Below are 22104 nucleotides of genomic sequence, written 5' to 3' on the forward strand. Positions count from 1 at the left end.
CGACGGTTTCTCGGCCAGCCTTGGTTGAAAACCGATGATTTCATGCGTGAACGGCGCTTCCGGCGGCTGACGCGTGAGCTGCGAAATGTTGCCTTTTTGTACTCCCTCGCCCCTTCACTTTCCGCCGGACTCTCTCCATATTCCCCGCCATGACCAAAGCTCCGAAGAATGCCCCGCCGAAGCCCTCCACGCCGTCCGGTTTCGAAGAAGCGCCCCAGGCGCCGTTTTCCGGCGCGCCTCTGTCCGGCAATGTCTCCGACTGGGTGAAGCAGCTCGAGGCGGAAGCGGAATCGTCTGCATTCGAGACCCAGCGCGAGATCGCCTCCAAGGCCGGCAAGCACCGCAAGACGGTGGAGATCGCCGCCTCCAAGGCCGCGCGCAAGGCAGCGGGCGCCGATGACGAGGCGCAGCCGAAGAAGGCGGGCAAGAAGGGCAAGGTCGAGATCGTCGGCAGCAAGTCGGCGCGCGGCACCTCCATGGGCGGCTCGACCGACCCGAAGACGCGCGCTGCCGCCGGCCTCAATCCGGTGGCCGGCCTCGACGTCTCCCTGGAAGACGCCGCCAAGCTGACCTCCACCTCTGGCGTCACCGCCACCGTCGAAGCGCTGTCGGCGCTGATCGAGAGCGGCAACCCGCTGTTCAAGGACGGCAAGCTCTGGACGCCGCACCGGCCGGCGCGACCGCCAAAATCGGAAGGCGGCGTCGAGATCCGCATGGCGTCGGAATACCAGCCCGCCGGCGACCAGCCGACGGCGATCGCCGATCTGGTCGAGGGCCTGTCGTCCGGCGAGCGCAGCCAGGTGCTGCTCGGCGTCACCGGCTCGGGCAAGACCTTCACCATGGCCAAGGTGATCGAGGCGACGCAGCGTCCCGCCGTCATCCTCGCGCCGAACAAGACGCTCGCCGCCCAGCTCTATTCCGAGTTCAAGAACTTCTTCCCCGACAACGCGGTCGAGTACTTCGTCTCCTACTACGACTACTACCAGCCCGAGGCCTACGTGCCGCGCTCGGATACCTTCATCGAGAAGGAATCGTCGATCAACGAGCAGATCGACCGCATGCGCCACTCGGCCACCCGATCGCTCTTGGAGCGCGACGACTGCATCATCGTCGCCTCGGTCTCCTGCATCTACGGTATCGGCTCGGTCGAGACCTACACCGCCATGACCTTCCAGATGAGCGTCGGCGACCGGCTCGACCAGCGGCAGCTGCTCGCCGACCTGGTGGCGCAGCAGTACAAGCGTCGCGACATGGATTTCCAGCGCGGCTCGTTCCGGGTGCGCGGCGATACCATCGAGATCTTCCCGGCCCACTTGGAGGATGCCGCCTGGCGCATCTCCATGTTCGGCGACGAGATCGACGCCATCACCGAGTTCGACCCGCTGACCGGCCAGAAGACCGGCGACCTGAAATCGGTCAAGATCTACGCCAACTCGCACTATGTCACCCCGCGCCCGACGTTGAACGGCGCCATCAAGGCGATCAAGGAAGAGCTGGTGCATCGGCTCGCCGAGCTGGAGAAGGGCGGCCGCCTGCTGGAGGCACAGCGCCTGGAACAGCGCACCCGCTATGACATCGAGATGCTGGAGGCGACCGGCTCCTGCGCCGGCATCGAAAACTATTCGCGCTACCTCACCGGCCGCAATCCCGGCGAGCCGCCGCCGACGCTGTTCGAATACATTCCCGACAACGCGCTTCTGTTCATCGACGAGAGCCACGTCTCCGTCAGCCAGATCGGCGGCATGTATCGCGGCGACTTCCGCCGCAAGGCGACGCTGGCCGAATACGGCTTCCGCCTGCCCTCCTGCATGGACAACCGCCCGCTGCGCTTCGAGGAATGGGACGCGATGCGCCCGGATACCATCGCCGTTTCGGCTACCCCCGGCAGCTGGGAACTGGAACAGTCCGGCGGCGTCTTTGCCGAACAGGTCATCCGCCCGACCGGACTGATCGACCCGCCGGTGGAAGTGCGCTCGGCCAAGACCCAGGTCGACGACGTACTTGGCGAAATCCGCGAGACGGCCGCCGCCGGCTACCGCACGCTCGTCACCGTGCTCACCAAGCGCATGGCCGAGGACCTCACCGAATACCTGCACGAACAGGGCATTCGCGTGCGCTACATGCACTCCGACATCGACACGCTGGAGCGCATCGAGATCATCCGCGACCTGCGTCTCGGCGCCTTCGACGTGCTTGTCGGCATCAACCTTCTGCGCGAAGGCCTCGACATTCCCGAATGCGGCTTCGTCGCCATTCTCGACGCCGACAAGGAAGGGTTCCTGCGCTCCGAAACGTCGCTGGTCCAGACCATTGGCCGCGCCGCTCGTAACGTCGACGGCAAGGTCATCCTCTACGCCGACCAGATCACCGGCTCGATGCAGCGCGCCATGGACGAAACCAGCCGCCGCCGCGAGAAGCAGATGGCCTACAACGAGGCCAACGGCATCACCCCGGAATCGGTAAAGGCAAAGATCTCCGACATCCTCGACTCGGTCTACGAAAAGGACCACGTGCGCGCCGACATCTCCGGCGTCGCCGGCAAGGGCTTTGCAGACGGCGGCCACCTCGTCGGCAACAACCTGCAGGCGCACCTCAACGCGCTGGAAAAACAGATGCGCGACGCCGCCGCCGACCTCGACTTCGAAAAGGCCGCGCGCCTCCGCGACGAAATCAAGCGCCTCAAGGCCGCCGAACTGGCCGCGATGGACGACCCGATGGCACGGGAAGAGGCAAGGTCGCAAGAAGGCGCGCGAGGCGCCCAAGGCGGCAAGCGCTCCGCCAAGGGCCAACCCAGCGCAATCTCCCCCCATGTGGGCGAGATGTCCGGCAGGACAGAGGGGGGTACTGCGCCCTCCTCCGACGGCTACTTCCAGAAACCCCACCTAGACGACATGGGCCGCGACATCGCCACCCCCGCCGGCGCCGACAAATCCCTGTTCCGCCGCAACACCCTCGACGAAATGACCGTCGGGCGGACGGAAAAACCGGTAACGGGTCATGTGCCGGAAAAGCCGCTCCTGACGCGGGCGAAACCGGGCGTGGGGTCGTATGAGGATCCGGCGGACGAGAAGCGGCAGAAGGGGCGGACGAAGGGCAAGACGGGGCGGCCGGGGCGGTGAGCCATATCTACGGCAAGGCACAAAGATTGCAATTGGCGCTAGATTAGTCGCCTATCACTTCCGCACTATTAACTTGCATGGCGCTCGCAGTATTCTTCCCAGAACACAGGAAAAGCAAAAACCGCCGCACGGCATTATGCCGCCAACAAAAACATAGGTTGCAAAAATAATACTAGTGTCTACTGATATAGAAGATGGAGATTCTTATGGTAGCAAAATATGTAGATAGCATGAGGATTACCAACTTCATTGGAAAAGGGGACGTTTACGTAGTTTTCGATGATAGTATTAATTTTATTATTGGATTAAATGGAACAGGGAAGACGACCCTAATAAATCTACTTCGGGCCTCTCTGAATTGTGACTCTCACGCGCTAAGAGAGATCGAATTTGCTGAAGTTCAGATCACTTTTCTCCCAGCCGCCGGGAAGGCAAAACCGATATTAACGATTAAGAAAAACGCCGAAAGCCAACGCGGGTCAATATCATATCAATATAAAGAAAATTCGAGAGCGCCTACAGTAGAATTAGTATCGCACCTAGAAAGCAGGACAGGACTATCAAGGTGGCAAATTTCTACATTAAATCTATTTGGAAGCGAAGAAGAAGAACATGAGAGTAACCCAATCTCTGAGTTTCTGCCCAAGTCCATCTGGCTACCACTCCACCGAGGCTTACTTTCTCAGAAGCTTGGAATCGGAGAAAGCTCAAACCCGATTGACAGAAAAATATCTCAACTTGTTGTTACAACTACAAAATACTTATCGTCCCTGGATACAATTTACTCAAAGCAACTTGAGGAATTCCAGCAAAATTATTTTCTCTCTCTACTCAATGCGACCGTTGAAAAGATAGATGACGCATTCCAATTGGATATGGATGAAGAACAAGCAAATATAGAACAAATATTCAAGGTGTTATTTAAGGATGATGTAAAATACAAAAAACACATTTCAACCCACTTTGACAAAGCAAAAAAGTCAATATCTACGTTCAAAAATGAAAAAGCTCTAAAGTATAACGATTTCATTGCTATCTCAGACACGATAAGGCTTCATAAACTCATAGAGAATTGGAAGGAGTTACAACAAGATAGGGTTGAAACCTTTAGACCGAAAATCGACTTTTCGAATCTACTGAATGATTTACTTGTAAATAAGAAATTCAGATTCGACGAAAGAAATCAGCCGACATTCACTGCAGGCAAGAAAACGGTCGACATCGCCGAACTTTCTTCGGGCGAAAAGCAACTTTTCATCATGCTGACAACGTCTCTTATACAGGAGAACAGCCCATTCGTTTATCTCGCGGACGAGCCCGAGCTTTCGCTGCACATTGAATGGCAGAGACGGCTCGTAGACAACCTGAAGAGCCTCAACGCCAGTGCACAGATTATATTTGCCACACACTCTCCGGATATCGTCGCGGGGAACCAGCGGCAGGTGATACGAATGGAAGACCTCCTGCGCGGAGAGTCTAGATAATGGCAGTGTTCGAACGGTCACCTGATGGCATAGCTAATCGAGCCTTGTTCTTTGATGTCGATTATGTCGCATATCACGAAGGCTCTCACGACGATGAGTATTCTCTTGATTTTCTTTTCTGGTCGAATTTGTTTAAAGCTATAAAGCCGAACACTAACGTTAAGTTTCTCGCAGCAGGTTCTAAGACTGATATTATTGAGATTGCGGATAATATAGATAAAAATCCAAAGAGCGTCTTATTTTTACTTGACAGAGACTACGACGACATCGTCGGTGTAATGAAATTCGATGAAAGCATCATCTACACGTATGGATACAGTTTTGAGAACGATATAGCTACAATTAAAAATTGCGCATATTTTATTTATCACGCATTTCCAGTTTCTGGAATTAAAGATCGTCTTCATGAAGAATTTAATACATACATAGATAATAATAAAAATTCTCTGCAGCTAATTGCAGTCGGAGATCAGAAATCAAAAATGAACGGCGTTGCCGGAATCGGTACAGCTAATTTCCAACGGCTTTACGTTGATTCTAGATTGGGAAGCACTCCAGACATTTCGCATAAAAACCTGGAAGCCGAGCTTCAAAAGATTTCAGATTTGCTGAAACAAGAATGTCAGTCGAGCGATGATTGGGGCAGACGCCTAAATGGACATTTTTTACTTGATGTATTCTATAGGATATTTACAAAATTCGCGAGAACTCTCGATACCAAATTTCGAATTGATAAGAAATATTTCTGCAGAGCGCTCATTTCTACTCATTTCCACGATTACCATCAAAAAGAAACGAATGAAATTCACTACTATAAAACTGTTTTGGGTAAAATCTAAGGGAGGATTTGTTCTGAATGAAGCGTCCGGATATTAAGGCGTCGCGATCCGTATAACTGGGAATGGTCACTGAATTTGCGCGGACCACCAAGACTGACTGCGAACGGTAACTTGCCGCCTCCCCCATTCCCCGCTACAACCACCGCATGATCAAGACCGCACTCATCGCCGCCAACTATTATGCGACGTCCCCATAGGGAGCGGCGCGTTTCGATCATGCCTTGAAACAAGCCGCCGTCAGGCGGCTTTGTCATTTTCAGCGCTCCCTGGCGGCATCAGCCATGGAGCACCCGATGACACCTTCCGATAATCCAGCCGATGCCTTCCAGCCGCGTTCGACCGTCGCCCGGACGCTGGTCGCGCGCGGCTATGTCAACCAGGTGACCGACCTTGCGGGCGTCGATCGCGCCTTTGCGGCCGGCGTCGTGCCGGTTTATGCCGGTTTCGATGCGACGGCAGACAGTCTGCATGTCGGCCATCTCATGCCGATCATGGCGCTCAGGCGGCTGCAGCAGGTGGGCCACAAGCCGATCGTGCTGATCGGCGGCGGCACCACCCGCATCGGCGATCCCAGTTTTCGCCCGGCGGCGTGGCCGATGCTGTCGGAAGAGGAAATCGCGGCCAATGTCGCCGGCATAAGGAAGGTGTTCGAGCGGCTGCTGACTTTTGGCGACGGGCCGACCGATGCTGTTTTGGTCAACAATGCCGACTGGCTGGACAGGATGGCCTGGGTCGACATGCTGCGCGATGTCGGCAAGCATTTTTCCGTCAACCGCATGCTTTCCTTCGACAGCGTGAAGTCGCGGCTGGAGCAGCAGGAGAACCTGAGCTTCCTCGAATTCAACTACATGATCCTGCAGGCGGTCGACCTCCTCGAACTGTTTCGCCGCACCGGCTGCCGGGTGCAGCTCGGCGGCGGCGACCAGTGGGGCAACATCGTCGCCAGACGAACGAACTCGCGACGCTCTTCCATTGCCGACACCTCTCGCCAGGGTTGGCATGTACCTTCACCTCCAGCCCCGCCTCTGAAAGGGAAATGCTCGCGGGTCGATCGACGGCGGGGCCGTCGCCGCTTGCCCCCGGGTTAGCGCGCCCCGATCACGATCGGGACGCGCTATTGAAGCCGCTAATTCCCGCCGCTCGAGTTCTGCAGGTTATCCATCACCTGGTCGATCGAGAAGCTGCCGGGCTTCTGCCTGGGCGGATATTCCTTGAAGGTTTCGAGGAACTTGGCGACATAGGCCTGGGCCGGGACCATGACGAACAGGTGCTCGACGCGCCAGCGCTCGTAGTCCATGCCTTCATGGTCGGCCGTCTCGAACGGATCGGAGCGCAGGTTGAAGAGTTTCGGCAGGCGCAGCGGCACGAAGGGTTCCTGCCAGACATCGAGCCCTTCGGCCCGCTGTTCGGCAAAAACGATCTTCCACTGCTCGTAGCGCAGGCCGACCAGCGTTCCGTCATCGACGAAGTAGATGAACTCCTTGCGCGGGTCTGGCCCATTGCCGCTGAGGTAGTCGGTGATGTCGTAGCCGTCCAAGTGGACCTTGAAGGTCTTGGACGCGGCCTCGTAGCCGGAGAGCAGCTTGTCCTTGACCTTTGGCTCGCCGGCGGCAGCGACCAGTGTCGGGATCCAGTCCTCATGCGCGACGATATCGTTGTAGACCGTTCCCGGCTTGATGGTGCCCGGCCAGCGCACGGCGCAGGGAACGCGGAAGCCCCCCTCCCAGTTGGTATTCTTCTCACCGCGGAACGGAGACTGGCCGCCATCCGGCCAGGTGAACTTTTCGGCGCCGTTGTCGGTCGAGTACATGACGATGGTGTTGTCGGCGAGGCCGAGATCATCCAGCGCCTTCAGCATCTGGCCGACCATCTCGTCATGCTCGACCATGCCGTCCGGATAGATGCCGAGCCCGGTTTTGCCCTGACTTTCGGCCTTGAGGCGCGTCCACACATGCATGCGTGTCGAATTCCACCACAGGAAGAACGGCTTGTTCTCCTCCTTGGCGCGTTTCAGGAAGCCGATGGCAGCGTCGGTGACCTCCTGGTCGATCGTCTCCATGCGTTTCCTGGTCAGCGGCCCGGTGTTCTCGATGCGGCCGTCCGCATAGGAATGCAGCACGCCGCGCGGTCCGAATTTCTGCCGGAACTCCGGGTTCTTGGGATAGTCGGGGTGTTCCGGCTCGTCCTCGGCATTGAGGTGATAGAGCGAACCGAAGAACTCGTCGAAGCCGTGGGCGGTCGGCAGGTGCTCGTCGCGATCGCCGAGATGGTTCTTGCCGAATTGCCCCGTCACATAGCCGTGTGGCTTCAAAAGCTCGGCAAGCGTCGGATCCTCCGCCTGCATGCCTTCCTTGGCGCCCGGCAGGCCGACCTTCAGCAGACCGGTGCGATAGGGTGACTGCCCGGTGATGAAGGCGGCACGGCCGGCCGTGCAGCTCTGCTGGCCGTAATAGTCGGTGAACAGTCCGCCTTCCCGGGCAATCCTGTCGATGTTGGGCGTTTTGTAGCCCATCATGCCCTGGTTGTAGGCGCTGACGTTCCAGTAGCCGACGTCGTCGCCCCACAGGATCAGGATGTTCGGTGGCTTCGTGCCGGTTTGCGCCCGCGCCGACCGGATCACCACCGGCGGCGCAAAGGCTGCGGCGGCAAGTGCAGTGCCCCCGAGCAGCAGAAGGCTCCGGCGGCTGAGACTGCTGCGTTCCGGTCTGCCGTTGACCGATCGAGCCTCGGTGACGTCCCTGTTGATGTCCTTGCGCATGTCCTTCCTCCTCTGCAGGCATCCATGGGGCCACGGGCCTTGATGACGGGCGCGCTGGCCGCAGGACATCCGAGAGTTTCATTTGTGCCGATACTGATGGGCTACTTGATTCCCGCAAAAATCAGCCGCAGACTGCCGCCCAACAGCAGGATCAGGGGCGAGGAGCGCAGAAATCAGCCCATGGACGCCGTCAGCACCCATCCGCTCGCTCGCTTCCCGCATCTGACGACTACCGATCCGGAGGAACTTCTGGCCCGGATCTCGGGCCTGTTTTCAGTTCGCTCGATAGATTTTCCCGGGCGCGAGCGCGATTTCGATGCCCAGCTCAACCATTGCCAGATCAACGATGTGGGGCTGACCTACGCGCACTATGGCGCTGCAATGCATGCTGTAGTCGAGCAGTCGGATCATTTCCTGCAGGGCTTTCCCCTGCGGGGCAATGGCGACGCCAGCATCGATCGGGCGTCGGGCACACTGGCCCGCAACCGCGGTGTCGTCGGCGGGCCGGGAGCGCGCTTGAATCTGCGCTACTCGGGGGATTTCGAGCATCTGATCCTCAGGATCAGTCCGGATGGCCTGGTGCGGAAACTTGCGAGCCTGATCGGCGGCCCGGTCGACCCGCCGATGCGGCTGATCGCCGATATCGCACCGAACGACGCGCTGTTCCGGCTGGTCGAGTTCATTGCCGGCGAACTGGGGCGTCCAGATGCTCCGATGCCGCCGCTGCTCGTCGTCGAAATGGAGCAGGCGATCATGGTCGCTTACCTCTGCCATTCACGGCACAACTATTCCCAGGTGCTGGAGGGCCATGCGCCGGCCACCGCCCCCTGGCAGGTGCGGCGCGCCGAGGAATACATCCGCAACAACTGGGACAAACCGTTGACGATCGAGGCCCTGGCATCGGTCGCCAATACCAGCGCACGGAGTCTCTTCCATTCCTTCAGGCGGGCGCGCGGGATCTCGCCCATGGCCTTTGCACGAAGAGTGCGGCTTGCCCAGGCGCGCGCCATGCTGGCCGCGCCTGCGCCCGGAACAACCGTCACATCGGTGGCGTTCGAGTGCGGCTTCGGCAATCTCGGCGCCTTCGCGCGCTACTATCAGCTCAGCTACGGCGAGTTGCCCTCCGAAACCCTGCGGGCGGCGCAACTGGGCCACTAGCCCATCGCGCAGCCCCGCTGGCGTGATGCGGCTCGGCGATCGTCGCAGCAACCCGCTCCGAACGCGCGGCAGCCGACGCGACCTCAGGGGATGAAGCCCCGCGTCGCAGGTCGCCGGAGCCTCCCTCGCCCGCTGCTGCGTTCCGCCCGAACATCTCGCCCCACTTGCAGAGTCCTTCCGCGGCTATGTTCAGCGCGGCGCCGCGTTTGGTCAGCGAATAGACCACCTTTGGCGGCGTTTCGGCATAGATGGTGCGGCTGACGAGGCCATCGGCCTCCAGTTCGCGCAGCTGCTGCGCCAGCATCTTCTCGCTGATGGCGGGCATCGCCTGGCGCAGGCGCCCGAAGCGGCGCGCCGCCTTGCCGAGTTCGCAGAGGATATCGACCTTCCACTTGCCCTCGATCGCCCGCAGCGCGGTCATGAAACCGCAGTTCTCCATCGCATCCGTCACGTCTTCCTCCCTTACGCCGGGGTAACCACTTACCCCCGGGTGCGTATTGCGACCCGGTTACCCCACCTTACGTCTCAGCCGCGACGACAATCCCGTCGCGTCGAACAATCGAAGCGGGATGCGCACCAGCGCCGACCCGCGCCATGGATATGGAGACTGGACATGCAACCTGCAATCAGCGTTTTGGGAATGGGGCGAATGGGATCGGCACTGGCGCATGCGCTGCTGAAGGCCGGACACCCGACGACGGTATGGAACCGCACGCCGGCAAAGGCGGCGCCGCTCGCCGCTGCCGGAGCCGAGGTGGCGGCCAGTGTCCGCAACGCCGTCGCCGCGTCCGACATCGTCATCGTCAATGTCAGCGACTACGCGGCGACGCAAAGCATGCTGCGCGCCCCCGACGTCACTGTCGCCCTCAAGGGCAAGCTGATCGTCGAGCTGACCTCCGGCACGCCCGATGGCGCCCGCGAGGTGCAGGATTGGGCCGGGCGACATGGCATCCGCTACCTCGACGGCGCAATCCTGGCGACGCCCGATTTCATCGGCACCGAAGTGGGCACGCTGCTCGTCTCCGGGCCGGCCGCAGCGTTTGAGGAAAGCCGCGCGGTGCTCGGCGCGCTCGGCGGCAATGTCCAGCATATCGGGGCCGACCCGGGCCTTGCCAACGCGCTCGACAGCGCCGTGCTCGCGCTGATGTGGGGCGCGCTGTTCGGCGGACTGCAGGCGATTGCGGTTTCGCGCGCCGAGGCGATCGATCTCGAAACGCTCGGCAAGCAATGGTCGGCGACCGCGCCCGTCATCGATGGCCTCGTCGGCGACCTGATCAAGCGCAGTGCCGCCGGGCGCTATGCGGCCGACGGCGAGACGCTTTCCTCGGTCTCGCCGCACTATGGCGCCTTCCACCATCTGGTCGAGCTGATGTCCGCCCGCGGCATCGACCGGACGATCACCGACGGCTACGAGGCGATCTTCCGCCGCGCCATCGACGCCGGCCACCTGCACGACGATTTTGCGTCGCTGTCGCTGTTCATGGGGCGTCGATAGCGCGTAAGGCGAAGGGGCGCGCGCTGTCACCTGCGCCGCCCCGCACCACAACTTTTGGAACCAATGCCTCGCGCTTCAAGCCCTTGATCCAAGGCCGCGTTCCGCTTGCGCCGGCGGGCACTCGCCTCGATCCGGCACGCCGCTCTTGAGTCCGCCAATAACGTCGGCCGTGCGCCAGCTGTGCGGAGCATGGCTGTTGCCACCACCCCGACGCGCTTGGCAATGGGAAGACGTCGAGACGGCGCCGCCTATTCCGCCGCGTGGGCGTTCACCGCCAGCGCCTCCAGCTCGTAGGAATAGCCTTCCAACATTTCATAGGCCTGCTCGATCGTCTTGATCTGCTCGTCGGTGTTCTTGATCGCCTCGGCGATCGAGCGCGAACGCGCGCGTAGCATCGAGCCGAGCACGTCGGTCTCCGGCCGGCGGCCGAGGCGATCGAGGTGCTTGCGCACGCGGGCGCGGTGACGCTCCAGCTCGAGGATATGGAAGCGGCTCTTGACGATATCGTCGGAAAGCTTGCGCCGCATGGCGGCGACGGGATCGAAGCTGCCGGGCTCGCGCTCGTCGAGGATGAACTCGTTGACCAGCGTCTCCAGCATCATCAGGCCCTTGAGATCGCGCGCGTCGGCCAGCTGCGGATCGTAGCCGGTGTCGTCATAGACCTTGCGACGGACCGGATCCTTGAGCAGCTCATAGGCCACCTGTAGCCGGGCAAACTGTTCGGGATCGCCGCCGGAATCCGGATGCGCGGATTTCGCCGCCTTGCGATAGGCGTTGCGGATTGCCTGATTGTCGGCGTCGCGTTCCAGTCCAAGCAGTTCGTAAGGGTCGATCACGCTGTCCCTCTCCGTATGTCACTCCCACCGCAGGCCAAGGCCGTCGGCGCATTCTTCAGGCACGTCACGCCGTCCCGCTTCGCGCGGCCGGCAGGGCATCGCTAAGCCATTGCCGGCCAAGACGGAACCAACCTTCGGTAAAACCTGCGCGTTATCCTGGGGATGCGCAAGTCTTATAGCGAGGCGCAAGCCCACCAACAGCAGTCCGCCCCAAGACGCGAACGCCCGTTGGCGGCGCGCACGTTCGGTCGAGGTCGGGACGAAATTGTGTCCGCAAACCGGCCGTCCCCGATTTTTCTCCCGGCCCGGAAACCGACGATCGAGAACCGGCCAAAGCCCTGCAAAGACAGAGGCCGGACGGCTTCCCGCGGCGCACAAGGCGCTTGCCTTTTTCTGCAAATCCTGTCACTTCTTCCGCCGTTCGGGCGATTTCTATCCCGGAGACTGGACTTTCAACTGCGCCCGGCCTTGTGTCGGGACCGCCGGCAGCGGCACCGTAGACGTCTTTTCCCCGATATCGTGACCACTCGACGCCTTTCCGCTTGCAAGCGGAAGACGAGATGCCCACATCCCCCAGGGGGCGCGGGCAACGCAAATTGACTGAAGGAAAAGGACTTCTTCCATGGCCACCAAGGGCATCGTAAAATTCTTCAACCAGGACAAGGGCTTCGGCTTCATCACGCCGGATGGCGGCGCGAAGGACGTGTTCGTACACATCTCCGCCGTTCAGGCCGCTGGCCTCGCTACCCTCAAGGATGGCCAGCAGGTCACCTTCGACACCGAGCCGGATCGCATGGGCAAGGGCCCGAAGGCCGTCAACATCCAGGCTGCCTAAGCCGGATCGTCCAGTCGGACATTCATTTTGAGAACGGCGCTCCGCAAGGGGCGCCGTTTTCGTTTGGGGGATCGGTTGAGCGCAGCGCGCCACGCCTCCACGCCCAGCTTCATGCTCGGGCTTGACCCGAGCATCCAGAACCGGGCACGCCCCGCTTATTCGGAGGTGTTGAAGATCTACTACCCTAGGGTCGCCGCGCATCGCGCCAGCCACGATCCGCCCGTGCTCGTCGCCTACTCCGCCGCCTGCTTTGCCGCCGTCGCCTCGAACACCGCCTCGAAGGCCGCGTGGATCACGTCCGGACCCGCGCCCGGGTGGGTCGCATCGGAAGACAGGATCTGGCGATAGCGTCTGGCGCCCGCCCAGCCCTGGAACAGGCCAACCATATGACGGGTCACGTGGATCAGCCGTCCGCCATTGGCGATATGCACGGCGGCGTGGTCGGCCATGGCGTCGCGGACGCCGGCCCAGAAATCAAGATCGAGACGATGGCCACGTTCGGAGAAGGCGGCGCCGTCTTCGACGATAGGCTCGACCCCCGTCAGCGGATGCGGGAAATGGCGGTCGGCCGCCGTCAGCATGGCGCTGTCGTGATAGGCGGCGCGGCCAAGCATGACGCCGTCCAGATGCTGAAGCTGTTCAAGCGCCTGGTCGAGGGTCTGAAGACCACCGTTGATGCCGATGAAAATGTTGGGGTTTTCCTGCTTCAACCGATGCACGAGACCATAATCGAGTGGCGGGATCTCGCGGTTCTCCTTGGGGCTCAGGCCCTGCAACCAGGCCTTGCGGGCATGCACCCAGACGGCATCCGTGCCGGCATCGACCACCTGCGCGACGAGCGTGCGCAGCGCCACTTCCGGATCCTGATCGTCGACGCCGATCCGGCACTTGACCGTGACCGGGATTTTTACCGCCGCCTTCATCGCCGCAACGCAGGCAGCCACCGTCGCCGGCTCCTGCATCAGGCAGGCGCCAAACGTGCCGGATTGCACCCGGTTCGACGGGCAGCCGACATTCATGTTGATCTCGTCGTAGCCGAAGGCTTCGGCGATCCGTGCCGCCTCCGCCATCTTCGCCGGATCATTGCCGCCGAGCTGCAGCGCGACGGGATGCTCCGATGCATCAAAGCCGAGCAGCCTCTGCCGGTCCCCCCGCAGGATCGCCTCAGCGACGATCATCTCCGTATAGAGCAGCGCATGCAGCGACAGCTGCCGCGCGAAAAAGCGATAATGCCTGTCCGTCCAGTCAATCATCGGCGCAACGGCGAAAACAGGTGCGTTGAAGTACCTGCACTCACCCACGCTCTCAACCGTTTGCGCTGTCTTCATCATCTCTTGTCAGCTCTTGCTTGAGCCCTGCTCTGACCGCCGTCGCTGGGCGATTGCTACATTGTAGCAAGTGGTCCGGGGCTTGTCGTAAATCCATAGGCAGCATCGTCAGGCCAATGCACCCCAATGGGCCGGCGTCATATACCGCGTGGAACCGCAGAATGCGAGAGGGCAAACAGTCCAAGGTTAGAAGACGTGGCAGACCGGACAGAGTTGAAGGCCCCGACCGCTCTCACCAGCGTGCTCGACCGACATCTGAGGCAGAGCAGTCTTGCCGGGCGCACGAAGGCGCAGACGCGAGAACGACGGCACGCTCGAACGTCTCTAACTCGTTTACAAACCACAATTTTTGTTTAGTTAGAGCTGACCGTCGCAATGAGGGATTGATGTCGAATATTGTCAACACAGTTTGGATCGGCAAGCAGCTCGGACCTGTCCATGCCGCTTGTTTGCGGTCCTTTCTCCGCAACGGCTATGATGTCGTTCTGCACGCCTTTGGAACGCCCGAAGATGCGCCTGAGGGCGTCAGATTATTCGATGCAAGCAAACTGATGTCCGTGCAGGAAGTTGAGATTTTTCGAGAAACAAACAGGTTGGCTTTTGCCTCAGACATCTATCGTTACCGTATCCAGCGGGAGAGCCTGGGCCTCTACGTCGACTGCGATGTGTATTGCCTGAAGCCTTTTTTCGAAGACGAATATGTATTTGGCTGGGAAAGTTCCAAGCTGATCTGCAATGCGGTTCTCAAGATGCCGTCTGGGAGCCATTTGCTGAAGAATATTTTGAAAGCTTCAGAGGATATCTACTTCATTCCTCCTTGGATCCCCTCCCGCAAGAGAAACAAGATGACACTGCGGAAAAAGCTCGGTTTTCCGGTGCATGTCGCAGATCAGGCTTGGGGCGTCATTGGTCCGCAACTTTTGACGCATCACGTGCGTGAGATGAACCTGACGAACCACGCGTCCAGTATCGATGCCTTCTACAATCTGCATTTCGAATGCACGGGCCTGCTGTACGAACCTGGGCTTTCCGTTCGCGACCTGGCGACCAGCCGGTCGTCCTTTCTTCATCTCTGCAACTCCCGCCTGAAGCCAAGTGGCGTCCCGGCCGGCAGTCCGATGCATGAAATTCTGAATGCGTGACGTTGGATGACGTCAGAAAGAGCGGGCCCGGATGAAGATCGCCCTGCCCGCCTTTCGGCCGCAGAAACAGCAGCGCAGATGAGTGATGAAGCCGCCAACGTGGCCAGCGCCAGGCTTAGCCGAACGGCACGGCCGTCCAGCGGTAGCGAATGCTGCGGAAAAGGAACGGCGGCAGGGCCGCTAGCTGCAAGGACAGGCGCTTGCACTCGCGCCAGAGCTTCTGGTGTATCCCGAGCTTTGGCTTCACGCGGATCGTTGCGCCGGCCGGCTTGCGGATCGTGCTTCCATGCGCGGGGTCGGCGCTGTCGAGCAGCATGCCCTGGATGCAGACAGCCGGATAGAGCTGATGGATGCGGCAGTCCTCCGGCCGCGGCACCTCGTCGTCGAACATGAAATGATCGACGGGGCATGGAAACGCCGCTTCCGAGAGCTCGAGCAGCCTTTTTGCATAGTCCCGAGAGATGACATAGCCGCCCGTGCCGACATGGCAACCCCGCAACGCGTGGATCGAGCGGCCGGCATCGGCGAGCACACGAGCGCGGCTGAGAAACACCTTTTGCCGGAAGGTTTCGATCTTCAGCAGCCCCACTTCGGCTGGGATCCAATCCGATGACGACAGCGCATGGGTGGCGCTCGGCGAAAAGAAGACATCGTCCTCGATCACCGCGCCATAGGCATCGTTCCCTTCCGCAATGATGGCCCAGCACGTCCGATGGCTCATGAAGCAGGCGATCTCGGCCTTGTTCATCCTCTTCCACTGCTTCGACGCCGGCTGCATCGCCAGAACGGCGTCATCGAGCTGACGCCCGTCAACGGCAGCGACGCGCTCGAAATTCAGGCCGAGGGTGGAAAACTGGCAACCGATATGGATCAGGCGCTCAGGGGAACGGTCGAGATTGATCACCAGGCAGCGCATGGACACCCCTGCTTCCTTCCATCTTGGCGTGTGTGGGTCGAAGGCGCACGCCGCATGGCGTGCGGCACGCGCCCGAACACCGGAACTACGAAAAAACGCTCCGAAATCAACGGCAGTGTGACCGAACGCATCATCGGGATTCGTACAACTGCGCGACGAGCTATCACGGATCGCCCAGCGTCACAACGATCAGCCCTGCGGCGACAAGCTGCTGCGCGACAACGACGTCTGCGAGCTCCTCGCGATACGGGCTGACGGGACTACCGGCTGGGTTCCGTCAAACTGCCCCCAATGCGAGCGTCGCGCCGGCGCGCGCCCATTCGGGCATGGTTTCCATTTTGTTAAGCAAAATCACCGATTGTGCCGCATCGACTGGATCGTCATCGGAGCGAAACATGAGCTACGATTGGAGCGGCGCACGGCGCCGGCGGACAATAGCGACCGTCATCGGCGCCGCATTTCTGCTGCTGGCACTGGCGGCCACGGTGGCAGCATCGGTTGGCACGAACCTTTTCTGAGCGACAGGCACTTTTTTACGGCTTTGAACGACAGAGGACGAGCGTGTGATTGCCAACGGGAAGAAGGCATATGATCGGCCCGCCTCGCCCTCTCTGTTCCCCCTCACGGGCTTGACGACGCCCGCGGACAGGACTAGGGCAGCGTTCCTGTATCGTTACCGGTCACAGGAATAAGGACGGACGGCATGAAACGCGCGATCGCGGCACTTCTCACACTTCTCTTGGCCGGATGCCAATCGATGGAGTTGGAGGCGCCCGAAATCGCAAAGCCCCGACCGACTGCCCCGTCCGTTCCGACGCTGTCGGGCGATGCGCTCCAGGCCTTTCTCGTCGGCAAGACGCTCCGCTACAATCTCAACGGCGTCAATTCCACCTTCTTCCCCGACGGCCGCTACGGCTATCGCGACTACGAGGTGCGCGACGGCGGCAGCTACACGATCACTGGCGACGAGGTGTGCATCACTTTCGAGGACGGCGGGCGTCGCTGCGACCAGTATGCGCAGATCGGTTCCGACTATTACCGGATCGAGGAGGGCGGCCGCCGCACCAAGGTGGACCGCGTCGTCCCGGCGGCCTGACTCGAGCACAACGGGCGCCTGTGTAACCCCTCATTCCCGAGGGGTTCAATTCGCCGGCCTTCTGCCATAGTGCGCGCGGGAATGCGACCTTGTGGGAGGGACGGGTGGCCCCATTGCGAGCGACACAATGCCTGGCGCTGTCGAAGGTCGACATGGCGAGGCTGCAACGCGTCTTCGACGCGCTTTGCATCGAGCAGGGCTGGGCACGCGACGGGGAGCCGGCGCGGCGCCATGCCAGGATGCTGATCGACGACTATCTCGCGGGCAATACGAGCGAGGGGCGACTGCTCATTGCCGGTCGCGCATTTGCCGAAAGATTGCAGCGCGATATGCCCCGATAACGACACCAGCGACATTCGCACGACATGGCTTCGCCACCGCCGCTGGCAGCCGGCCCTGCCATAGCCGAAAAGCTGCTTACAAAAGCAAACTCCTGCGCTACATTAGCAAGATCGACTGTCGGCGCTCTCGAGAGGAGCCAGACGCCGGCGGTCGCAAATGCCGATGTTCATTGAGATGATCTCGAGGAGGAGACGCATGCAATTAGTCTGGAAACAGCCGATCGAACTCGACTTCGTTAGCGGCGATTGCCGCACCGTCAAAGGCCCCTCAGACGCCCTCGCCTGCCTTGCAGACCACTGGCCTCGCCGCGGACCATTCTATGTCGCCGCCCGCAGTGCCTGCCGTGCCGCCATCGACGGCCGTCGCACCGCCGAGGAAGCCCGATCGCTGTTCATCTCGGCCGCCGAAGAAGCCGAGCTGCATACGCACTGACGCGCCAGCCGGCGCAGAATGGAAGATGCCGCCGTCAAGGTGGCGAGCGCTTGCCATCGGGCAAGCGGCACAATGATTTTTTGATTGAAAAGCACGGCCTCTGATGGCCGTTTACGATTGTTCAAGCTCCCGGCATTCGCCCGACAAACGCATCATTTCAGCACATTACTGCCCAATCTCGGGTGATTTTTCCAGAAATGGCCCGATTTCTGTCGTGAAGCATTCATTTCTTTCTACTATATTCTGAGGTGCCTCACAAAAACCCATTTCGGAGCGCCTTAGTCCCCGCAAGGGAATTCAAAAAAACGATATACGGGAGAGAACATATGAGCGAGAGCAATCTCTATCGCATCGTTGAAGTCACCGTGAAGCGTGAAGGTGGCCGTCGTGATCTCGGCATCATGACCGTGCGCCAGGCCCTTGAGCTTCCCCAGGTCCCCAGCCTCGAATACAGCCATCCCGAGCTCAATTCGCGTTCGGACGGTCGGTTCCTGACCCGCGACCAGCTTCAGGCCTACGCGCAGTGCGCCTGACTTTGCCGATGATGGCATCCTTGCGGATGCCGTGATCGCGCGCGCCCGGCCGGGCGCGCCTCAACCAAAATCTTCTTCCTCAACCCTTGTTCCTAATTTTTCTGCAGATCGATTCCGATTCGCGGATTTATGCAGTAACGTCCGGATTCTCTCCCGCCTCGCTGGAACCGAAATCGGCCAACAGCGAGCGCACAACACACGCGCGGCGCTCTTCCTGTCGGTTGCGATTAGGCGGACGCCCAAGACCGGACGATCATGGAAACAATCATCCCCCCACCGCTTCCCGTGCTGCTGCCGATTTCCGGCAGCCTCGTCGGCTTTCCGGTCCGCCGGGTCTATTGCGTCGGCCGCAACTATGCCGCCCATGCCATCGAGATGGGCCACGACCCGGACCGCGAGCCGCCATTCTTCTTCCAGAAGAACCCGGACAACCTGCTTGCCGCCGGTAGCGCCTTCCCCTACCCGCCCTTGACCACCGACGTTCATCACGAGGTCGAACTGGTCGTGGTGCTGAAGCGTGGCGGCAGCAACATCACCGTCGAAGACGCGCTCGATTGCGTCTACGGCTATGCCGTCGGCATCGATTTCACCCGCCGCGACCTGCAGGCGGAAGCGAAGAAGGCTGGCAAGCCCTGGGCCGCCGCCAAGGCGTTCGAGCATTCCGCCCCGCTCTCGGCGATCGCATCGGCTGAAACGATCGGCCATCCGGTCAACGGCAATATCTGGCTGAAGGTCAACGGCGAACTGCGCCAGCAGGGCGATCTCGACCAGATGATCTGGAAAGTGCCGGAGATCATCGCCGAACTCTCCAAGCTCTTCACACTGGCCCCCGGCGACGTCATCATGACCGGCACGCCCTCTGGCGTCGGACCGGTCGCGCGCGGCGACGAGGTCACCTGCGGCGTCGATGGCGTTGCAGCACTCTCCGTCAGCGTCGTCTGACCGGATCACTTCCGGCAGGTGGTCCGCCGCCTGCCGCCCGGCCGCAATCGGCCATGTTGCGAAAGGACAGAATGGATGCCGCTTTACGCCCTCGGATCACTTCGCCCACAGACGCCGCCGAAGGGTAGCTATTGGGTGGCCCCGGACGCCAATGTCGTCGGCCAGGTCGAGATCGGCGACGAGGTCGGCATCTGGTTCGGCGTAACTCTGCGCGGCGACAACGAACCCATCCGGCTCGGCGCCCGCACCAACATCCAGGAAAACGTCGTTATCCATGTCGACCCCGGTTTCCCGGTGACGATCGGCGAAGGCTGCACCATCGGGCACGGCGCCATCATCCATGGCTGCACCATCGGCGAGAATTCGTTGATCGGCATGGGCGCAACCGTGCTCAACGGCGCCAAGATCGGCCGCAACTGCCTGGTCGGCGCCAATGCGCTGGTCACCGAAGGCAAGGAATTCCCGGATAATTCGCTGATCGTCGGCGCGCCGGCCAAGGCGATCCGCACGCTGGACGAGGCGGCGGTGGAAGGCTTGAAGCGCTCGGCGGCGCATTACGTCAAGAACTGGCGGCGCTACGCCGCCGATCTCACGCGGCTGGATTGATCGTAGGGCAGTCCAGGGAGCGCTTTCCGGCCGCCCTGAAGCAACCGCCCTTACGCGCAGCTCTGGCAGTGGCCGCGAATCTCGATCGTCGTCTTTTCGGTCTTGAAGTTCTGCGCCCGCGTCAGCGTCGAAAGCCGCTGCTCGATTGCCTCGTCATGAAATTCGGTCACCTGGCCACAGCCTTCGCAGATGGTAAAGGCGGTGACGCCATGGTCGTGTTCGTGATCGTGCGGGCAGGTGCAGGCAACGAAGGCATTGATGCTCTCCAGCCGATGCACGAGACCGTATTCGAGCAGCTTGTCGAGCGCCCGATAGACCTGCAGCGGTGCGCGAAATCCATGATCGCGCAGCTTGTCGAGGATGGTGTAGGCGCTCATCGGCCCTTCGGAATGGCTGAGCGCATCCATCACCAGCGTCTGGTTCTTGGTCAGTTGCGGCGTAGCCATTAGTGGTGCCCTCCAGGCGTGGAATGATGCGCCGCCTCGATCGGGCGGCGGCCGATCGGTAGCAGACTCAGAACGAAAAGCCCAACCGCGGCAACGACGATAGACGGTCCCGACGGGGTATCCCAGTGCAGCGAGCCGAAAAGCCCGCCGGTGACGGCGAGCGCGCCGATGACCGAGGCAAGCACCGCCATGATTTCCGGCGAGGTCGAGAAGCGCCGTGCTGTTGCTGCCGGGATGATCAGCAGCGAGGTGATGAGCAGGATGCCGACGATCTTCATGGCGATCGCAATCACCAGCGCCATCAACAGCATGAAAAAGAGCCGCGTGCGCTCGGGTTTCAGCCCCTCGGCTTCCGCCAACTCCGGATTGACGGTCGAGGCCAGGAGCGGCCGCCAGAGATAGACGATCGCAAAGATCACCAGAATGCCGCCGCCCCAGATGATGTCGATGTCGGATTCGGAGACCGCGAGAATATCACCGAAGAGGAAGCCGACGAGATCGATGCGCACCCAGGTCATGAAGGCGACGATGACGAGGCCAAAGGACAGTGCCGAGTGTGAGAGGATGCCGAGCAGCGCATCGGTCGATAGCGCCCCGCGCCGCTGCAGGAAGAGAAGCAGCACCGAGACGACGGCCGCAACGATGAAGACGCTGAGCATCAGGTTGAGTTCGAGCAGTAGCGATAGCGCCACGCCCAGCAGCGCCGAATGGGCCATGGTGTCGCCGAAATAGGCCATGCGCCGCCAGATGACGAAGCAGCCGAGCGGCCCGGCCATGACGGCAATGCCGACGCCGGCGATCAGCGCGCGCACGAAGAAATCGTCAAGCATCGCGCTTCTCCTTCACGTCATAGCCATGCAGTCGTGAATGGTGGCCGCAGCCGCAATCCTCGCCGTGGTCGTGCACATTTTCCTCGTCGTCGTGGTGATGGCCGTCGCCAGGGTAGCAATGTTCGGTGATCGAACCGTCCGCATGCAGCACCCGGCCGTCGGGCAGATGGGTGTGGTCGTGGTGGTGGCTGTAGACCGCAAGCGTATTGGCGGCCCGCCTGCCGAAGAGTTTCTGGTATTCCGGGCTCTGGCTGACCGCCTGCGGCGTGCCGCGGCAGCAGACATGGCCGTTCAGACAAACGACCGTGTCGGTCTCGGCCATGACGATGTGCAGATCATGCGAGATCAGCAGAATGCCGCAGCCGGTACGGTTGCGGATCTGCTTGATCAGTTCGTAGAGCGCGATCTCACCGCTGAAATCGACCCCCTGCACCGGCTCGTCGAGCACCAGCAGATCGGGCTTGCGGGCAATGGCGCGGGCGAGCAGCGCACGCTGGAACTCGCCGCCGGAGAGATGCTGCACCTCGGCTTTCGCCAAATGCAGCACGCCGGTCGCCGACAGCGCCTCTTCGATCTCCCGCCCCTCCAAAGGACCGGTCAGCGTCATCAGCCGCTCGACCGTCAAGGGCAGCGTCCAGTCGATGCTAAGCTTCTGCGGCACGTAGCCGACCTTGAGGCCTGGCTTGCGCTCGACATAGCCCTCGTCCGGCTTGAGCACCCCGATCGCCGTCTTCGCCGTCGTCGATTTGCCCGAACCGTTCGGCCCGATCAGCGTGACGATCTCGCCGGGACTGATCGAGAATTCGACGCCACGCACCAGCCAGCGGCCGTTGCGGCGCACGCCGGCATTGCTGAGATTGACCAGCGGCAGCGTATCTGGGGAGCGGACATTCAACATGAAAAAATTCCGGTTTGCATGGTTGCCACTGGCTATCGCACACGTTATAGCATAACGCAATTGATGTAA

General features: G+C 60.9%; 23 protein-coding genes. 15 read left to right on the plus strand and 8 right to left on the minus strand.

The features are described from left to right. The first annotated feature begins 149 nt into the window (after positions 1-149). The 4 genes from uvrB (at position 150) to tyrS (ending at position 6530) form a co-directional block, all read left to right on the plus strand. Positions 150-3119, plus strand: coding sequence for an excinuclease ABC subunit UvrB (gene uvrB / locus ACIQUG_RS04540; protein ID WP_402317858.1), 2970 nt, complete (start codon positions 150-152; stop codon positions 3117-3119). A gap of 206 nt (positions 3120-3325) precedes the next feature. Beyond that, complete coding sequence (locus ACIQUG_RS04545) at positions 3326-4603, plus strand: AAA family ATPase (protein ID WP_402317861.1); 1278 nt, start codon at positions 3326-3328, stop codon at positions 4601-4603. Next, positions 4603-5442 (plus strand): DUF4435 domain-containing protein, encoded by an 840-nt coding sequence (locus ACIQUG_RS04550; RefSeq protein ID WP_402317864.1) that lies wholly within the window; start codon positions 4603-4605, stop codon positions 5440-5442. The genes ACIQUG_RS04545 and ACIQUG_RS04550 overlap by 1 nt, the downstream gene beginning before the upstream one ends. A gap of 293 nt (positions 5443-5735) precedes the next feature. After that, complete coding sequence (gene tyrS, locus ACIQUG_RS04555; protein WP_402317866.1) at positions 5736-6530, plus strand: tyrosine--tRNA ligase; 795 nt, start codon at positions 5736-5738, stop codon at positions 6528-6530. Between the two features lie 38 nt (positions 6531-6568). Here tyrS and ACIQUG_RS04560 read toward each other — a convergent pair whose 3' ends face one another. Then, a complete protein-coding gene (locus ACIQUG_RS04560) occupies positions 6569-8200 on the minus strand; it encodes an arylsulfatase (RefSeq protein WP_402317869.1) in 1632 nt (543 codons plus the stop codon). Between the two features lie 180 nt (positions 8201-8380). Here ACIQUG_RS04560 and ACIQUG_RS04565 point away from each other — a divergent pair, with 180 nt between their 5' ends. Continuing rightward, positions 8381-9358 carry an AraC family transcriptional regulator gene (locus tag ACIQUG_RS04565; protein ID WP_402317872.1) on the plus strand — a complete coding sequence of 326 codons (978 nt, stop codon included), beginning with the start codon at positions 8381-8383 and terminating at the stop codon, positions 9356-9358. Here ACIQUG_RS04565 and ACIQUG_RS04570 read toward each other — a convergent pair. Then, on the minus strand, positions 9303-9809 hold the full coding sequence (locus ACIQUG_RS04570) for a winged helix-turn-helix transcriptional regulator (RefSeq protein ID WP_402317874.1): 507 nt from the start codon (positions 9807-9809) through the stop codon (positions 9303-9305). The two genes, ACIQUG_RS04565 and ACIQUG_RS04570, sit on opposite strands and share 56 nt — an antisense overlap. Positions 9810-9971: 162 nt before the next feature. On the opposite strand from ACIQUG_RS04570, the gene ACIQUG_RS04575 reads away from it, so the two are divergent. Next, positions 9972-10853: an NAD(P)-dependent oxidoreductase gene (locus ACIQUG_RS04575; RefSeq protein WP_402317876.1), complete on the plus strand. Its 882-nt coding sequence runs from the start codon at positions 9972-9974 to the stop codon at positions 10851-10853. A gap of 248 nt (positions 10854-11101) precedes the next feature. Here ACIQUG_RS04575 and ACIQUG_RS04580 read toward each other — a convergent pair whose 3' ends face one another. Next, complete coding sequence (locus ACIQUG_RS04580; RefSeq protein ID WP_192446325.1) at positions 11102-11689, minus strand: J domain-containing protein; 588 nt, start codon at positions 11687-11689, stop codon at positions 11102-11104. Between the two features lie 622 nt (positions 11690-12311). On the opposite strand from ACIQUG_RS04580, the gene ACIQUG_RS04585 reads away from it, so the two are divergent. Then, complete coding sequence (locus ACIQUG_RS04585; RefSeq protein ID WP_034788487.1) at positions 12312-12524, plus strand: cold-shock protein; 213 nt, start codon at positions 12312-12314, stop codon at positions 12522-12524. Between the two features lie 233 nt (positions 12525-12757). On the opposite strand, the gene dusA is transcribed toward ACIQUG_RS04585, so the two are convergent. Beyond that, entirely contained in the window at positions 12758-13855 is a 1098-nt protein-coding gene (gene dusA, locus ACIQUG_RS04590) for a tRNA dihydrouridine(20/20a) synthase DusA (protein ID WP_402317881.1), read from the minus strand. A gap of 383 nt (positions 13856-14238) precedes the next feature. Between dusA and ACIQUG_RS04595 the strand changes: the two genes are divergently transcribed. Further along, on the plus strand, positions 14239-14994 hold the full coding sequence (locus tag ACIQUG_RS04595) for a hypothetical protein (RefSeq protein ID WP_402317884.1): 756 nt from the start codon (positions 14239-14241) through the stop codon (positions 14992-14994). 115 nt (positions 14995-15109) lie between these two features. Here ACIQUG_RS04595 and ACIQUG_RS04600 read toward each other — a convergent pair whose 3' ends face one another. Beyond that, entirely contained in the window at positions 15110-15910 is an 801-nt protein-coding gene (locus ACIQUG_RS04600) for a glycosyltransferase family 25 protein (RefSeq protein ID WP_402320571.1), read from the minus strand. Between the two features lie 395 nt (positions 15911-16305). On the opposite strand from ACIQUG_RS04600, the gene ACIQUG_RS04605 reads away from it, so the two are divergent. From ACIQUG_RS04605 to ACIQUG_RS04635, 7 genes are all read left to right on the plus strand, one after another. Further along, positions 16306-16428, plus strand: coding sequence for a hypothetical protein (locus tag ACIQUG_RS04605; RefSeq protein WP_402317887.1), 123 nt, complete (start codon positions 16306-16308; stop codon positions 16426-16428). A 185-nt stretch (positions 16429-16613) separates the two neighbouring features. Continuing rightward, complete coding sequence (locus ACIQUG_RS04610; protein ID WP_060520646.1) at positions 16614-17006, plus strand: hypothetical protein; 393 nt, start codon at positions 16614-16616, stop codon at positions 17004-17006. Between the two features lie 104 nt (positions 17007-17110). After that, positions 17111-17347, plus strand: coding sequence for a hypothetical protein (locus tag ACIQUG_RS04615; protein WP_246765000.1), 237 nt, complete (start codon positions 17111-17113; stop codon positions 17345-17347). A gap of 196 nt (positions 17348-17543) precedes the next feature. Further along, positions 17544-17780 (plus strand): DUF982 domain-containing protein, encoded by a 237-nt coding sequence (locus ACIQUG_RS04620; protein ID WP_082006202.1) that lies wholly within the window; start codon positions 17544-17546, stop codon positions 17778-17780. Positions 17781-18106: 326 nt separating this feature from the next. Next, positions 18107-18313, plus strand: coding sequence for a hypothetical protein (locus tag ACIQUG_RS04625; RefSeq protein ID WP_043625188.1), 207 nt, complete (start codon positions 18107-18109; stop codon positions 18311-18313). Between the two features lie 255 nt (positions 18314-18568). Continuing rightward, positions 18569-19255: a fumarylacetoacetate hydrolase family protein gene (locus ACIQUG_RS04630; RefSeq protein WP_402317892.1), complete on the plus strand. Its 687-nt coding sequence runs from the start codon at positions 18569-18571 to the stop codon at positions 19253-19255. Positions 19256-19330: 75 nt separating this feature from the next. Continuing rightward, positions 19331-19861, plus strand: coding sequence for a gamma carbonic anhydrase family protein (locus tag ACIQUG_RS04635; RefSeq protein ID WP_205238647.1), 531 nt, complete (start codon positions 19331-19333; stop codon positions 19859-19861). A 50-nt stretch (positions 19862-19911) separates the two neighbouring features. On the opposite strand, the gene ACIQUG_RS04640 is transcribed toward ACIQUG_RS04635, so the two are convergent. From ACIQUG_RS04640 to ACIQUG_RS04650, 3 genes are read right to left on the minus strand one after another with little or no spacing between them, the layout of a single operon-like run. Continuing rightward, positions 19912-20307 carry a Fur family transcriptional regulator gene (locus ACIQUG_RS04640; RefSeq protein WP_192446335.1) on the minus strand — a complete coding sequence of 132 codons (396 nt, stop codon included), beginning with the start codon at positions 20305-20307 and terminating at the stop codon, positions 19912-19914. After that, on the minus strand, positions 20307-21137 hold the full coding sequence (gene znuB, locus ACIQUG_RS04645; RefSeq protein WP_205238646.1) for a zinc ABC transporter permease subunit ZnuB: 831 nt from the start codon (positions 21135-21137) through the stop codon (positions 20307-20309). Before znuB ends, ACIQUG_RS04640 begins: the two co-directional genes overlap by 1 nt. Beyond that, on the minus strand, positions 21130-22035 hold the full coding sequence (locus tag ACIQUG_RS04650; RefSeq protein ID WP_402317897.1) for an ATP-binding cassette domain-containing protein: 906 nt from the start codon (positions 22033-22035) through the stop codon (positions 21130-21132). Before ACIQUG_RS04650 ends, znuB begins: the two co-directional genes overlap by 8 nt. Positions 22036-22104 lie beyond the last annotated feature (69 nt).

It is taken from the genome of Ensifer sp. NPDC090286 (genome assembly GCF_044769565.1).
GTDB lineage: Bacteria > Pseudomonadota > Alphaproteobacteria > Rhizobiales > Rhizobiaceae > Ensifer.